This window comes from Coleofasciculus sp. FACHB-1120, from assembly GCF_014698845.1.
Taxonomy (GTDB): Bacteria; Cyanobacteriota; Cyanobacteriia; order Cyanobacteriales; family FACHB-T130; genus FACHB-T130.
In genome coordinates this window covers 23,883-38,573 of the sequence record NZ_JACJTV010000019.1, presented here as the reverse complement: position 1 = coordinate 38,573, position 14,691 = coordinate 23,883, and the positions used below count along the sequence as shown (strand labels likewise).

The 14,691-nt window shown below is 48.2% G+C and carries 16 protein-coding genes; 10 read left to right on the top strand and 6 right to left on the bottom strand.

Annotated elements, in window-relative coordinates:
• Positions 1–132 precede the first annotated feature (132 nt).
• Positions 133–1,038, top strand: coding sequence for an ABC transporter permease subunit (locus H6H02_RS17105; protein ID WP_190819894.1), 906 nt, complete (start codon positions 133–135; stop codon positions 1,036–1,038).
• Positions 1,039–1,059: 21 nt separating this feature from the next.
• On the opposite strand, the gene H6H02_RS17100 is transcribed toward H6H02_RS17105, so the two are convergent.
• Entirely contained in the window at positions 1,060–1,653 is a 594-nt protein-coding gene (locus tag H6H02_RS17100; RefSeq protein WP_190819892.1) for an HAD family hydrolase, read from the bottom strand.
• A gap of 99 nt (positions 1,654–1,752) precedes the next feature.
• On the bottom strand, positions 1,753–2,712 hold the full coding sequence (locus H6H02_RS17095; protein WP_190819890.1) for a glycosyltransferase family 9 protein: 960 nt from the start codon (positions 2,710–2,712) through the stop codon (positions 1,753–1,755).
• 95 nt (positions 2,713–2,807) lie between these two features.
• Here H6H02_RS17095 and ispD point away from each other — a divergent pair, with 95 nt between their 5' ends.
• A complete protein-coding gene (gene ispD, locus H6H02_RS17090) occupies positions 2,808–3,500 on the top strand; it encodes a 2-C-methyl-D-erythritol 4-phosphate cytidylyltransferase (RefSeq protein WP_190819888.1) in 693 nt (230 codons plus the stop codon).
• Here the strand turns inward: ispD and H6H02_RS17085 are convergent.
• Both H6H02_RS17085 and H6H02_RS17080 read right to left on the bottom strand, forming a co-directional pair.
• Entirely contained in the window at positions 3,497–3,715 is a 219-nt protein-coding gene (locus tag H6H02_RS17085) for a hypothetical protein (RefSeq protein ID WP_190819886.1), read from the bottom strand. The genes ispD and H6H02_RS17085 overlap by 4 nt on opposite strands.
• A gap of 530 nt (positions 3,716–4,245) precedes the next feature.
• Positions 4,246–5,034, bottom strand: a complete 789-nt coding sequence (locus tag H6H02_RS17080; protein WP_190819884.1) for a glycoside hydrolase family 16 protein — start codon at positions 5,032–5,034, stop codon at positions 4,246–4,248.
• 606 nt (positions 5,035–5,640) lie between these two features.
• On the opposite strand from H6H02_RS17080, the gene H6H02_RS17075 reads away from it, so the two are divergent.
• Together H6H02_RS17075 and nfi are read left to right on the top strand one after the other, a co-directional pair.
• Complete coding sequence (locus H6H02_RS17075) at positions 5,641–6,621, top strand: glycosyltransferase (protein ID WP_242040753.1); 981 nt, start codon at positions 5,641–5,643, stop codon at positions 6,619–6,621.
• Positions 6,618–7,280, top strand: coding sequence for a deoxyribonuclease V (gene nfi, locus H6H02_RS17070; RefSeq protein ID WP_190819880.1), 663 nt, complete (start codon positions 6,618–6,620; stop codon positions 7,278–7,280). The genes H6H02_RS17075 and nfi overlap by 4 nt, the downstream gene beginning before the upstream one ends.
• Before the next feature lie 52 nt (positions 7,281–7,332).
• On the opposite strand, the gene H6H02_RS17065 is transcribed toward nfi, so the two are convergent.
• The gene (locus tag H6H02_RS17065) at positions 7,333–7,893 is read right to left on the bottom strand and encodes a Uma2 family endonuclease (protein ID WP_190819878.1); all 561 of its coding nucleotides are present in this window, start codon (positions 7,891–7,893) and stop codon (positions 7,333–7,335) included.
• A gap of 384 nt (positions 7,894–8,277) precedes the next feature.
• Here H6H02_RS17065 and H6H02_RS17060 point away from each other — a divergent pair, with 384 nt between their 5' ends.
• The 4 genes from H6H02_RS17060 to H6H02_RS17045 all read left to right on the top strand — a co-directional run bounded on the left by H6H02_RS17060 (position 8,278) and on the right by H6H02_RS17045 (position 11,808).
• Positions 8,278–8,829 carry an FHA domain-containing protein gene (locus H6H02_RS17060; protein ID WP_190819875.1) on the top strand — a complete coding sequence of 184 codons (552 nt, stop codon included), beginning with the start codon at positions 8,278–8,280 and terminating at the stop codon, positions 8,827–8,829.
• Positions 8,830–8,835: 6 nt separating this feature from the next.
• The gene (locus H6H02_RS17055; protein ID WP_199329293.1) at positions 8,836–10,845 is read left to right on the top strand and encodes an FHA domain-containing protein; all 2,010 of its coding nucleotides are present in this window, start codon (positions 8,836–8,838) and stop codon (positions 10,843–10,845) included.
• 202 nt (positions 10,846–11,047) lie between these two features.
• Positions 11,048–11,356 (top strand): hypothetical protein, encoded by a 309-nt coding sequence (locus tag H6H02_RS17050; protein ID WP_190819874.1) that lies wholly within the window; start codon positions 11,048–11,050, stop codon positions 11,354–11,356.
• 26 nt (positions 11,357–11,382) lie between these two features.
• Complete coding sequence (locus H6H02_RS17045) at positions 11,383–11,808, top strand: hypothetical protein (RefSeq protein WP_190819872.1); 426 nt, start codon at positions 11,383–11,385, stop codon at positions 11,806–11,808.
• A 135-nt stretch (positions 11,809–11,943) separates the two neighbouring features.
• On the opposite strand, the gene H6H02_RS17040 is transcribed toward H6H02_RS17045, so the two are convergent.
• On the bottom strand, positions 11,944–12,429 hold the full coding sequence (locus H6H02_RS17040) for a hypothetical protein (RefSeq protein ID WP_190819870.1): 486 nt from the start codon (positions 12,427–12,429) through the stop codon (positions 11,944–11,946).
• Between the two features lie 98 nt (positions 12,430–12,527).
• On the opposite strand from H6H02_RS17040, the gene hetZ reads away from it, so the two are divergent.
• Positions 12,528–13,670: a heterocyst differentiation protein HetZ gene (gene hetZ / locus H6H02_RS17035; RefSeq protein ID WP_190819868.1), complete on the top strand. Its 1,143-nt coding sequence runs from the start codon at positions 12,528–12,530 to the stop codon at positions 13,668–13,670.
• The gene (locus H6H02_RS17030) at positions 13,663–14,682 is read left to right on the top strand and encodes a hypothetical protein (RefSeq protein WP_190819866.1); all 1,020 of its coding nucleotides are present in this window, start codon (positions 13,663–13,665) and stop codon (positions 14,680–14,682) included. Before hetZ ends, H6H02_RS17030 begins: the two co-directional genes overlap by 8 nt.
• Positions 14,683–14,691 lie beyond the last annotated feature (9 nt).

Genomic DNA, 14,691 nt, shown 5'->3' with positions numbered 1-14,691 from the left:
CTATTCGCTACTTCTTTCAGGACGGTTAGTGTATATTAAACTACCCGGAAGTTTCCAACAACAGTAAAATAGACTACACTCGAATCGCGAATTGAAGGATTTCTAATTACTAATTGTTAATTGCTTTTTAATATGCAGCATTCGATGCCGAAAGATAGAATTTTCGCTAAACAAAGATTAACGCCTTATCTGTTTTTGCTGCCTGCTTTGTTGATTTTGGGGCTAACTGTTTTTTGGCCTGCCTTACAAGCGTTTTACCTTTCTTTCACGGAATACACTCTGATTGGACAATCGCCCGAATGGGTTGGTTTTAAAAATTTTCGGCGTCTGTGGCTCGATCGGGTGTTTTGGCAGACGCTGTGGAATACGCTGCTTTATCTAATTTTTGTGGTGCCGATTTTAGTTGTAGCATCGCTAGGACTGGCGATTCTGGTTAATCAAAAGCTACGTGGAATTAGCTGGCTTCGGGCAGCCTATTATACACCTGTTGTCATTTCAATGGTGGTAGCTGGGATTGCTTGGAACTGGCTTTATGCAGAAAACGGTCTGCTAAATCAGGTGTTGGTTAATACAAAAATTATCCCGTTTCTCCAAAATGGCATTCCTTGGCTGACTAGCCCGCGTTTTGCGCTTTTTAGCGTCATGATGGTGACGGTTTGGAAGGGATTAGGCTACTACATGGTGATTTATTTAGCTGGATTGCAATCAATTCCAGCAGATGTCTATGAAGCGGCGGCAATTGATGGATCGGACGGGATTGCCAAGCATTGGGACATTACGATCCCATTGATGAAACCGTATTTAGTGCTAGTGGCGGTGATTTCTGCGATTTCTGCCACGAAAGTATTTGAAGAGGTTTATATTATGACCCAAGGAGGGCCGCGAAACAGTTCCAAAACAATTGTTTATTATCTCTATGAGCAAGCTTTCCAGAATTTAGAGATGAGTTATGCTTGCACAATTGGATTGGTGTTATTTTTGGCCATTTTGGGCTTGTCGATATTTAATTTAAGGCTATCTCACTCAATTAAAAATTAGAAATAAAATTAAAAATAATTTTTAATTGTTCTGCTGGCAAATCCACTCAACCGCCGCGACTAAATCCGCCGCAATGAAATCCGGGCGAGTGTGGTGCTGATACTCACCACCCAAGACGCGATCGCCAAATCCAGTCTGCACTAAAATCCCCGTACAACCGGCATTGTGCGCCATGTCGATATCGGTGGCTTTGTCCCCCACCATAAAACTGCGCGACAGCTCCAGATCGTGTTCCCAAGCAGCCGCCACCAGCATTCCCGTATTCGGCTTGCGCCAGGTACTCCAGCGGCTAAATTCTGGATTTGTCCCGCCTTCTGGGGGACTGAGATAAGGGCAGTAATACAAAGCATCTAAACGCGCCCCTGCTTCAGCTTGCAGGAGCTGGCAGAGACGCAGGTGCAAGGCATCCACGTGGCTAGCCGGATAGTAGCCTCGGGCAGGGCCAGATTGATTGGAGACGAGACAGCAAAACATCTGCCGGTCGTTGAGCAGCCGTACCGCCTGAGCCACCCCCGGTATCAGGTGTAAATCCTCAACTTGATGGATATATCCGGCTTCGACATTGAGGACGCCATCCCGGTCAAGAAATACTGCTGGTTTGGCAGTTTTAGGCATGGATTGAATCAACAGAGAATAGTTTAGAGGGGCGGGAAAATTAAAAATTAAAAATTTTGCATTTTAATTTTGCATTTTTAATTTTTAATTTTTAAGAGTTTAACCGCCCCAGATTTGCTGGAGAACGTCTGCTGGAGGAATGTCGGCTATCGAGCGACTAGGGGATTGCAAACCGCGAACGCGATCGCTACTCGGCAACAATTTTTTCGCTTCTGTCGGGCCAAACAGCGCAATCGTGTAAGTCCCAACGGCGACGGCTAAGTGCATGGGCGCACTATCCGTACACAGCATCAAATTAGCACCAGCAATCATTGCCGTCAGCTTCCCGATATCCCCAGGCGAAGTCACCTTCAGGTTAGGGGAGGACTGCATTAGTTCGCTGACAAATGCTTGATCCTCTGGCCCTTTGACGAGGACAATCGGCAAATCGGGCTGTCGCTGTTGAGTTTCTCGAACAATCTGCTGCCATTTCTTGACTGGGTAGATTTTATCTATCCCTTTTGCCTGAGCCAGGGCGCTAGAACCCCCATGAATCAGGATGTAGCCAGTTTCTTGAACACCGAGTCGTTTTTGTTCCTTTTCTGCCCACTCAATATCTGGTTTAGGTACATTGACCGCCAGAGGCGGACAGGGGGAATTAATTCCTAAACCTTGCAGCAAATCGTGATACATATCAGCGGCATACTGCTCAGTTTTTAGGGGGACTGGGTTCGTGAGAAACCAGTTTCCTGGGCCGTTATAGCTAATTCGAGCGGGAATGCCAGTCAGCCACAGCAGCAACCCTACACTCCACCTGCGCCCCAGAGACAGGGCGATATCGTACTCATGATCGCGGATTATACCCAGTAAATTTCCCCAGTCTGCTGGTCCAGTCCGGTCTTTGAAGTCATAAGTGAAGATTTCATTAACCGACTTGCAAACCCGGTAGGCACCCTTTGCCCTGGGTTCTACAATGACATCAATCTGAGCTTCCGGGTAATACCGCTTCAGGTCATCCAGGGTAGGGAAGAACAGAATTTGGTCGCCAATCCCGCCGGGGACAAGGGCAAGTATTCGCATTACTGTTGATTGAGGTTACTTATCAGCTTCATTTTAGGGGAAGATATACTGAGCGCAACAAGGATTAACAAAGCGGTCAGAAAAAGAGGAAGCGTGTGCATTTATTGATTCCAGCAGCAGGGATGGGGCGTCGGATGGGGAGCGATCGCAATAAACTCCTTTTGACGTTGCTGGGTAAACCCTTGATTCACTGGACTCTCCAAGCAGTTGAAGCTTCTCGTCACATCAGTTGGATCGGGTTAATTGCTCATCCTGATGACTTTTCCAACTTCAAGGAGATTCTCGCTGACCTCTCCCTCACCAAGCCCGTGCAATTGATTGTCGGTGGGTCAACCCGCCAAGAGTCTGTCTACAACGGCTTGCAGGCGCTCCCATCCGCCCACCACGTCTTAATTCATGATGGCGCTCGGTGTCTGGCGACGCCCCAATTACTGGATCGGTGTGCTGAGGAACTGATGAATTGTCCCGGCTTAATTGCAGGGGTGCCGGTGAAAGATACGATTAAAGTCGTGGATGCGGCTGGGGTAATTGAAAGTACGCCCGATCGACAGCATCTATGGGCGGCTCAAACGCCCCAAGGTTTTCAAGTTGATTTGTTGCAACAGTGTCATACGGAAGCCCGACGCCAAAATTGGGAAGTGACCGACGATGCGGCTTTATTTGAAAAGTGCAATTTAAACGTCCGGATTGTGCCGGGAGAAGAGACAAATCTGAAGGTGACAACGCCAGTGGATTTGAGCGTTGCAGAGTTTATCCTGCGCCAACGCTTGGGAACGGAACGATCTTAATGACGGTGTGACTCTTGGGCGCGATCGCTCTGAGCGCTTTCTTGCGGATAGGATTCTTGCTGATAAGAGTTCAATTGACTGCTGGATTCATATTTCTTTTGAACCTCTTCCAGTTGCTTAGTAATTTGATTGATTCTTTGCCTAACTGTCTGAAAGTCAATATTCCGCCAATTAATAATCGTATTTTTTACTTTTTTCTTTTGTCTGTCAGCCACAGCTTGCCTCTGACCTCCTTTCACAAAGTTTTTTAAATCTCTCTTGTAAATGAATGTAACTTGTGAATTTGAAAATTCTACTCCATCTTGCGGAGGAACCCAAGGTTAATCTCCCCATATCTGGCAACATTCTGAAGTCGGCGGTTTCAACCACATCTAAAACCCTGAAACCCTTGCAGAATCGTGGTTTGGGTAGAGCGTAAACGGAGGCGCGTTCCTGCCGTAAGGCTTTAGCCTTCAAGGGAAGAGTCACTAGGGCAAACTTCATCAGTGCCGGGTTGAGTTCCCGAACCCAGCCGACACATCCAAGATTTGCCAGTCAAGCAGGAGAGCCTACACTATTTTATTAATTTCTTGTTTGCAACAGATGGACTTCTTAACCCCCCAATTTATCGGGGGGGTTAGAGGATTAGCGCCGCAGATTTAGCGCCTCAGAACTAAATGGGATGAGTTTGTGTAACCGCGACTTTCATTGTCAGGCGTTTTTGCCGCTCCCAAAAAGTGAAATTGGATTGACTAGAGAACAGCTCTTAAGTCTTTTTGTAGATGCGGATATAGTCAATATCCAAGTAAGCCGGAAATGGGGTTGTGGTGAGAGGGCATCCCGCAAAGCTGTCGCAGTTCCCCACAAGATTACCCACCGCCAACACCATTGGGAAAGCATCAAACTTTTGCGTCGTGGTAAACTTTTGCACGCCATCAACGAGCCATGTTAAGCGTCCGGGTTCCCAAATCACGGTGTATTCGTGAAAGTCGTCGGTGTAGTTAGTTTCGTACAGCTTAGAAACTTCTGACTTCTTTTTACCATTCAGCAAATAGTGCTGCGTGAAGATATTTTCGTTAGGGATATTTCCCCTTATTTCAGCAAAGTCGATTTCCGGAGGCCACTTAAAGTCCTGTCGCCACAGCGAAATATAACCTTGGGTACCTTCTCCCTTTTGAAAACGCGCCCGAACATCCCAACGTCCGTAGGTTTGAGCCGTGAGTTGGGTAAAACCGCCTGCGGTGTAAGGAAAGGTAACTCCATTCTTAGTGACGATTTCTTTGGCAATCTTGAGGCGCAATAGTCCGTTTTCTACGATTAGTGCTGAGTTTCCATTCCACCAGGAAACCGCTCCTGCTGTACTCGGTTTACCCCAGTATCGGACATAGTTCGACTTGTCTAGGGAAGATGAGTTGAACTCATCTGCGAAAGTAAGAGTCCAACCCGGAATATTGGGAGTGGTGTTGTTATTTGAAGTGGTTGCAGAACCGACTCGACTCAATGTTGAAGTGAGCAGTACCACAAACAGGAACAAGAATAGAAAAATTCTTTTCATTTCAATCGCAACGAATTGTTCATGACTGCCCTATTGCAAGGAACAGCCTGAGTCACTCTTCTGACCTGTTGCGATCGCACCGGACATTATCCGGAACAGCCAATCCGCCTGCGGAATCCTAACTGTCGAGTAATCAATGGTTAGTTACGCTCAACCCATTGATATTGCTCTCCCAAATCTACTATAAATGCTAGATAGAAATGTAGTAATACTCCACTTGCTCCAGCAACCATACCTCCGTTCATGAGCCAATTGTTGATAGAGTGAGGCAAACTCAGGAGAACACTTAGAACAATCTAGTTAATCCTATTTGAGTTCTACGCAAGGATTCGCCTTAATATAAAGACGCGATTAATCTCGTCTCTACAGGAGTTTGCGAATCATTTAGGATTGCGATAGTCGGATGATTCTAGTTAGTGAATCGGCAAAATAAAGACTCTGCTTAGATTTCATTCGCGGCTAAATCTCAGTTAAAATAACGCTTTTTTCAATTGAAACGGAACCATCTTGACAACTGAATACAGCTCAGAGGCGTTTATACAGCAGCCTGCTTTGGCGTTAGTAGGCTTGCTATGGTGATTTCAGATAAATATGAACTCCAGCCCTATGACACAGCCCTTCCTGCCCAGGGTTTCCGTAATTGTCCCTATCTACAATGGTGAGAGGGACTTACCAGACTTAATTGACTGCTTGCGATCGCAAACTTACCCCGCTGAGTATGTCGAGTATTTGCTGGTCGATAATAACAGTTGCGATCGCACTGCGACCCTTCTCCAGTCAGCCGCCCAGTCAGCCGCCGCTGACGGCTTCACCATTCGCCCGATTGCGGAAAACCAAATCCAAAGCTCTTACGCGGCTCGAAATGCCGGAATTCGGGCGTCAACGGCTGAAATTTTTGCCTTTACCGACGCCGATTGTCGTCCTCAACCGCAATGGTTAGCAGACTTGATTGAGCCGTTTGCCAATCCCACGGTTGGCATTGTCGTCGGTGAAATTATGGCTTTGCCAGGAAACACTCTGCTAGAACAGTACGCTGACCGGGAAAATGTTTTATCCCAAAAACATACCTTAGAAAATCCGTTCTGTGCTTACGGTCAAACGGCTAACTTGGCAATTCGGAGGAAAGCTCTGGAACAAGTAGGTTTATTCCGCCCTTACTTGACCACTGGCGGCGATGCTGACATCTGTTGGCGCATCCAACGGGAAAGTGACTGGCAGTTACATTTTGCCCAGACAGCGATTGTCCAGCACCGACACCGCTCCACGCTTGAGGAACTTCAAAGTCAATGGCGTCGGTATGGTCGCTCGAATCGGTACTTGCACGAACTGCATGGGGTGAAGCTGATGAACAACCTGAGTGGAAAGCAATATCTACATCGTCTGAGTCGTTGGTTAGTAAAGGAAGTGCCGGTGACAGGTGTGAAAGCGATCGCGGGGAAAGCGACGCTTGTAGACTTGTTGAGAACTCCCATCGGCTTGATTAATGTCCGCGCTAGAGCCGCAGGGCAAAATGAAGCTAAACTGCCGGAAGAAGCCAGGGTAATTGAGTGGCTGGAAAAACCCCAGGATGTGGAAGTAAATCCATGAAAATACACCAACGTCATGCATGGCCTGATACGGCTGAGGAAGCGATCGCCATCCAGCAAGAACTGAGCAAAGAAGTGATTACCTCAGACCAGTTGGAATCGGTGCAGTATGTCGCTGGCGTCGATATGGGTTTTGCGGAGTCGGGTACCATCAGTAGAGCCGCCGTTGCGGTTCTGAGTTTTCCAGATTTACAGCTACAAGAGCAAGCGATCGCCTTCCGTCCCACGACTTTTCCCTACATTCCTGGATTCCTCTCCTTCCGAGAAATTCCAGCCGTGCTAGACGCCTTGGAAAAACTCAGTATCACGCCTGACTTAATCCTCTGTGATGGTCAGGGAATCGCTCATCCCCGCCGCTTTGGCATCGCCTCCCATCTCGGAGTTCTAATCGACCTTCCCACGATTGGCGTTGCCAAATCTCTGTTCGTTGGGAAGCATGACGAGTTGCCAGTTGAAAAAGGCGCATGGCAACCGTTGCGGTATCGCCGCGAAACGATTGGCGCGGTATTGCGGACGCGCACTAGCGTTAAGCCAGTTTATGTTTCTAGCGGACATCGGGTGAGTCTAGAAACGGCGATTGATTATGTGATGCGCTGCACTACGAAATATCGCTTACCAGAGACAACCCGCATTGCTGATAAACTGGCGTCGAATCGATGATGCAAGTTTGAGGGGGATGTGTTTGGGATGCGATCGCTTCTTTGCCGAAACACTATCCCAATATTTCATCTACCGTTAAATTAATATCAGGAAAAGCTTGGATAAAAATACTTTGACCCCGTTGTAATTTCTGTATGTCCAGATAGCCATTTGATGAAGGTTGGCGATAAATTTCTAGACATTGTTCATTAATATTTACTAACCAAACTTCCGCAATTCTGCTACTTGCACACAAGGGAATTTTTATTTCACGGTCAAACTCAGCAGTGGTGTCTGCGACTTCCACCAGCAGAAAAATATCCTGGGGTTGCGGATGTCTCGATTCGTAGAAATCTTCCCGTGGTTGAAGTAAGGCGATGTCAGGTTGTGGTTCCGAGCGATCGCTTAACTCAACCGGATTCTGGACTCGGACAATAGCTCTTTCTCCTAGACGACTGCCCAATAATCGGTTCAGACGGTCAACACAGGCTGCATGGCGTCTCCCTATCGGGGACATCTCAACAATTTCTCCATCTAAAAGTTCCACCCGATCGTTCTCTGTGAGAATACCAGCCTCCGCCATCTGGTGGTATTCCTCTAAGGTGAATCGCCGTCTAAGTAGCTGAGTTGACATCACAACCTCCTGTTGCAGAACATCGAGTTTTATTTTTAAGCGATCGCTGATTGGTATCAACCCCGTCTATAATTTTATATTTTGTTTTTGTTGACAAAAATTTCAAGGTGTGCAATCAAGCTAGTTAGTGCCACCCTAAACTCCAAAAGTTAAACGAATTGTACGGGAACGACATTGGGAACATTTACAAAGTTTGCCACTGGTAACGCCTTCTTCTGAAGTGAAGTTAAGCAAACATAGAAACTCATCGTCCTTTCTCATGCATTTTAGTTTTTTTAAACTTCCTACACAATTTCGGACTTTTCTTCCAGGTCATGTTAGAAATCAGGACACTAAGACTTGAAGCACTTTATAGAAAAAATAAAATATATAAGGGCTGACAATATGAATGAATTAACTTTAGAGTGGCAAGAAGCCGGTCGGGGACAAACCCAGACAATTCACGATCGACAAATTACAAAACATCCCGGCACCATCCGGATCGGTCGTGACCCAGCTCGATGCGATATGGTTTTGACAGATCCCACGGTATCTGGGCTGCACATCGAAATATTCTTTAACCAACAGCAGCAAAGCTTTTACTTGCGGAATCTGCGAGAAAGTAATCCGCCGCTAGTGGATGGGCGTATCATCATCCAGGGCGAAGTCCCTCTGAGTCAGGGTAGCACTATCTGTTTAGGACAGATCGAACTCAAGGTGACAAAGGTTTCCCTAGCAGTGGTGGGCGTTCCTGCCACCGTTTTGTTACCGCCGCCATCACCCGCCGCAGGCAAACCAGCCCCCACTGCCCCTAACCCAGCGGCTGTAACCTACGGTTTGGAATGTTCCAGTTGCCATCGCGTTTCACCGTATAACTTAATGAATTTGGGGTGTCCGTGGTGTGGCACCTCCCTAGCCGCAGCATTGAGCGTTTTAGTCACTCCTAGCAGCCACTAATCAACCATGAATCCAGCACCCATGCGCCTTCGCCTCAGCTGGGACGATCCAGGAACGGGAGAACGGAAAGAACCGACGCTGGCAGTCCCAATTGCACTGGGACGGGAATTTAATCAAATGCCAGCGGAAATTAATGGGCGTCGCGTCTCCCGATTAACTCTCAATAGTCTTGAGGTTTCCCGCTTCCACGTTCTGATCGATATGGACGCTGGTGGATTGGTGGTCATCGACCAAAACAGCAGCAATGGTACCTTCATGAATGGGCAACGTCAGACGCGCAGTGTTCTGGGGAATGGGGACTCGCTGCAAATTGGGCCTTATTACATCAGCGTTAGCTTCGCTGCCAATCCATCTGCATCGCCCCCCTCTGGCAATTCCCAGATTTTCTTTCACCCAGACACGGATCTCCCCGATCCCCGGATTAGTCATCCGGCACCGCTGCCTCCGCTTGCTTCCCCCGCACAACCCGGTGGAACAGCAGCGTTTCCCCCACCAGCTTTTCAGGCGCAGCAAGTCGTCGTGCAAGACCTTCATGCCACCGGGTTGTGGGTGGATGAAGTGGACTATGCCGCCGTTGGGGGCGGTTTGGGCAGCTTTGTCTGGGTAGATTTCTTAAGAATTTACGGAGTGAAAAGCAGCCAGATTGCGGCTTTGGGAATGGAACCCCAACCTTATGCCCGTTATAAGCGGTTGTGCATGAATTCGCAAATTCCTCTATACGAACGCCTGCGGTCAAATTCAGATTCTTGTCCCGATAATATTTGGGGTTGGCCTAGTTATGCCCTGCGGGAAGCTGGGTACGATTTGCTTAAAGGAAGTTTAGGAACAGCATTCGGGTATTTGTGGCAGGTATTTGCCGAACCGGCTTTTGCCCAAACTTATACTCCTCGTGCCGGTAATGTCTTTGACGCTATCGATAGGGAAGCAAAACGGATTGGTTGGGAACAGATATTTCGCTACGCCAGCGTCCGTTCGATTCGGAAAACTGAGGATGGACGATATGCGATCGCTTATTCTCGTACCAGTGCCAACCAGCGTGACCATGCCTTCTTAATCGCCCGCAATGTCCAACTCGCTACTGGCTACCCGGCGATTCAATTTCTCCCGGATTTGCAAGCTTACCGGGAAAAAACCAATGATTTTAAGTCCGTCGTCAATGCCTACGAAGAACATAACCACGTCTACGAGCATTTAGAGAAATTTGGCGGTACCGTGATGATTCGGGGGCGGGGGATTGTTGCTTCGCGGATCGTACAGCGAATTTATGAAGCGAGGGCAAAAAACCCAAATATCTCGCTGCTACACTTGATGCGATCGCCTAAACCCCAAGGTAACAAATTTGGGCGATCGCAACGGACTGTCGAAAATCATTACGAATTTCAACCCTTTAACTGGCCTAAAGCCACTTGGGGCGGTGAATTGCGAATCATGCTTGAAAAAGCAGAACCCGAACAGCGAAAGCGCCTACTCGCCGATTGGGGCGGCACCACCACAGCGGATCGCCGGGATTGGCGACGCATGGTTGAAGAAGGCATCCGTCAAGGCTGGTATCAAATTACTTTTGGGGAAGTTGAACGAGTCGAACGTAACCCCCACTCGTCAGGAATTGAACGCACTGTTACCTATATTCAAGAAAAGGGATTAAAAGGACAAATTCGCCTCGAAGCTGACTTTATCATTGACGCCACCGGACTCGATGCCAAAGTCAAAGCGAATCCCCTCCTGAATGACCTTGTCACCCATTACAACCTGCCCCTCCATGAAAATGGGCGGCTAGCAGTTGCCAACAATTTTGAACTTGTCGAAATGCGCTCCTCACAGGGTCGGATGTATGCTGCTGGTGCCATGACCCTCGGTGGCCCTTATGCCGCTGTTGATAGCTTCTTAGGGTTGCAATATGCAGCACTTTGTGCAAGCGATGGTCTGGCGGCAGCCCGTGCCCCCGGAATCCATCGATTGAACTTTTTGAGTTCTTTTGGGCAATGGTTGAAGTGGGTCGTGAATCAAGCCCCGTAAATTTACTAGATTTGCTCTGACACCCCACTGCTTGCCCAGAGAAGATTTCAGCAATATTGCTGATTCATTTAGTAGCAGGGAGGCAGACAATAAATAGATAGATACTGAAAAAAAGTTAACTCCTCAATCCCTATTGTTATCGCCTTGAGCGAGCCGAAAATATACGAGTCCATTGCACTCTTATCGGAATGGAGGCCATAAAGTGCGAAAACTCAAAATTTTTAACGAAGTTTTACCTGAAGTCAGGCTGTTCAAGTGTAAAGAAGCCGAGATCAGCAGCAGCTACCTTCTAGAAGATTTGACAATGAAGGAAATCGCTGATTACATGGGTTTTGGCTGTATCTCCGACCCCGAGGAGGCAAATGTTATGTCGGCAACGACAGGGCTGCCAATTGTTGGAAATTCTGTGCGGGTGAGATGCCCATCTAAGCTAGAAGTCGGAACAGTCTACGAAGGTCATTTACGCAAAAAAGAAGCGTCCGGACTGCCCGAACTAAAGCTTGAAAACTGATGCGGTAAGTGGATTAAAAATTTACCATGACTCCAACACTTTTTGGTCGTTGGCAAACCCGATTCGTTCTACTAGCAACAGTGGGCACGTTAGTAACGTTGCCCTTTGCTTTGGGCATCATTGGTCCCGGTGCCGACTCACTTTTTTTCTGGATACTCGGGTATGTTGCTGTCTTTGGACTCGCCTGGGATCTCCTGTATGACTATATCCAGAAATTCCGTTGGGATCGAGATTGGCCTGGAGTCTTACAGTTGCTTGCCGGGATTTGGGAAGCAGTATTTATCGTCTTGCTGGTGAAAATATTTAGCTTACCGGGTGTAGGACGGGATTTACCGTTGCAATGGTTTTTGCTGCACTACAGTTTCGTGTGGCTTAGCGTCTATCTGGCGTCGCAAACCATCATGCGAATTTTGTTTCCTCGTTGGCGTTTCCACGGCGGTCAGTTAATCTAATGGACTTTGCCGCAGCGTACCGAATCCGGTTCATTAAAAAATCTAAAAATTAGCACTGATTGTTCGGCGTTACACGCTCAAAGAATGATAATGATTCGTAGGGCGGACAACACCACCCTACAAAAAGCCCATAACTCAAGCGATATCGGGGGGCAAATTTCTGGGATTAGAGTTGACGGAAGGCCAATGTTGTTGCCGGTGTTCTTTAATCCGGTTCAACAGATTTTCCCGAAAAATTTCAGCTCCGGTGGTGCGATTACCGGGAGTTTCAAAGAAAATTGTGCTATCTACAATATCTCTGCCAACCATTTCAAACAAAATGTGAGTCACAGGTTCGGGCAAAGCAATAATTTCCGGATCTGGCACCGAAGGGAAAAGGTTGGCGTCTTCTAAAGTTGAAAAAGCGTGGATTACATTTTTTTCAAGATTGGGTTGGGCGCGATTGCTAAGGGTCGTCAACAGCCAACCATCTTCCTGACTTTGGAGAATGTAATACTCCGAATGTTGCAGCTCAGTCGCATAGTCTACGAGAACGGGTGCAATTTCCGTAATCCACTTGGGTGGGATGCGATAGAGGGACGCTTTGTCAATCAGAGCTTGAATTTGTTGGTCTAAGTTCATAAGGACTATATGGGGTCTTCTGCCGTTAACGTGTCGCAGTTGGGTATGCTAGGGTCTTGACAATAATTAGCCATTGTGGGGAAATCTACCAGGGAGTGGTGGACGCAATCTTTCAACTACTATTTAACGAACTCCGACAGTCATCCAAGGCTTCGGAGCAGAACTGTCGTGAGGTTGCGGCGCGGATAGCTAGCGAAGTCGGTCGGATTTGCACTGAGAGTAAGCGAATTCAGGACTCAGGAGATATCGAAACCTGGGCAATAACACTGGCTCGTCTCCGCCTGAAGCAATGTCTTCATTATTACCAAATGGGGGCACACCGGGGACGGGTAGAATTACACAGCACCCTGAGTGCGATTATCTATCGCTACATTACACCGTCGCAGGTGCCTACAAGCTACCAGGCGCGGCTAACTCTGATAGAAGATTTTTTGCAGGGATTTTATGCTGAGTCCTTAAACGCATTTCGACGAGAAAGCGGAATGGGTGCAGCATATCGTCCTCATACTTTGTTGGAACTGGCAGAGTACATGGCTTTTGCCGAGCGCTACGGCAAGCGGCGCATTCCTTTGCCCGGTCATCGCACTCAGCAATTAATCATCCTGCGGGCGCAGACTTTTTCGCAACAACAACCCCCGGAAACTTCCGTGGATATGGAGCAGGCGGCAGAGGGGGCTGCTAATGATTCCGACTCGGTTTGGAATGAAGCGACGGTGCATCAGGTGCGAGAGGCGATGGTGGCTCACGAATCCGAACCGCTGGAAAAAAGCCTGCGCCAGACGGTGATTAAGGAGTTGCTGGCTTATCTGAAAGAGCGCCAGCAAAATGAATGTGCCGATTATTTTACATTACGCCTGAAAGATTTATCCGCTGGGGAAATTGAAGCCATTTTGGGGTTGACGCCGCGCCAGAGGGATTATTTGCAGCAACGCTTCAAATATCATTTGATTCGATTTGCTCTTTCCCAGCGCTGGGAACTGGTGCATCAGTGGTTGGAAGCGGATTTGGAACGGAATTTGGGTTTGACGCCTCAGCACTGGCAAACATTTCAAGGAATGTTGAGCGAAGAGCAGGCGGAATTACTACGATTAAAGCAACAGGGATTCGGAAATGCAGCGATCGCTCAAACTTTGGGTTGTACAGTTTCCCAGGTCGAAAAGCGGTGGTTCAAGCTGCTAGAGATTGCCTGGGAAATTCGCAATCGTTCAGTATCCGGAGCAAGTGCATCTCAAGATGAATAGTGACCTAGACAACAATTCCGAAGCGATAGACAACCGCTTTCTGGCAAGGCTGCTACAGGATGGCGATCCTCTAGCAGCGCCACCACCCCAAGAGCCGCCTGCTCCTACAGACGACTTGGTGGCGGCAGAGCTGGAATTGGATGCGTTAGACCCACTGGATTCAGAAGACTTGAGCGTAGTGACCGACCACTTCGGTGAAGCGACCCAAGGCTGTCAACCACTCAACTTGGGAGGAGAAATACCGACTGTGCAAAATCGTTTCCATGCGCTTTTGAAGCGCAAACTACAAACAGAAATTGAACGGAATCCGCCCCTGTTTCCCTGGGAGACGGAGATTCGTAATTATGAACCTGACTATTCAGACCGCGAAGTAAACAGCTGGGTTCCCCTATGGGCACCGCAGCTCTCTAACTTCAGACTGCCAGTCACCCTACCCGAAACGGTTTTAACACAACTGCTAAACTCCTGCCAGGAGGCGATGCAGTCGCAGCTGCAACAGGGAGCAAAAATGGTGCGTGCCGCCAGTGCCTTATTTCCAGAGCAACCCCAGGCACTGAACCAGTTAGCAGGATTGGTGCTGCTTTATCCGACCCGTTCACCTCAAGAGCAGCAACTGTTTACAAATCGTTATGAAGAGGCGACAGACAGCCAACAAATGGCGCTGTCCTTATTGGCAGCGAGAGAAATCATCAACGCCCTGACGCTGCCTGTATCTCCGGATCGGCAGCCGGTAGAGCGGCAGTGGGAGACGACTGTTGGACTGATGACTCTCAGGGCGGAATATCAGGTAGAGGGGCGGGTTCCCAGATGCCGGATTGAGACGCGCTTGCCTCGCGGCGGCAGGTTAACCTTACGAACCCCGCAAGGCTCGGCAACGGCACAGCGCACTTATCCGGGCTATCTGAGTGTAGAATCCTTTGATTTGGAACCCAACCAGACTTATCCTCTGGAAATTCAGTTTCAGGAACTGGATCGGCAACCGCTGATTTTTGCGATCGCGGTCGGTAATTAAATGGTGAAT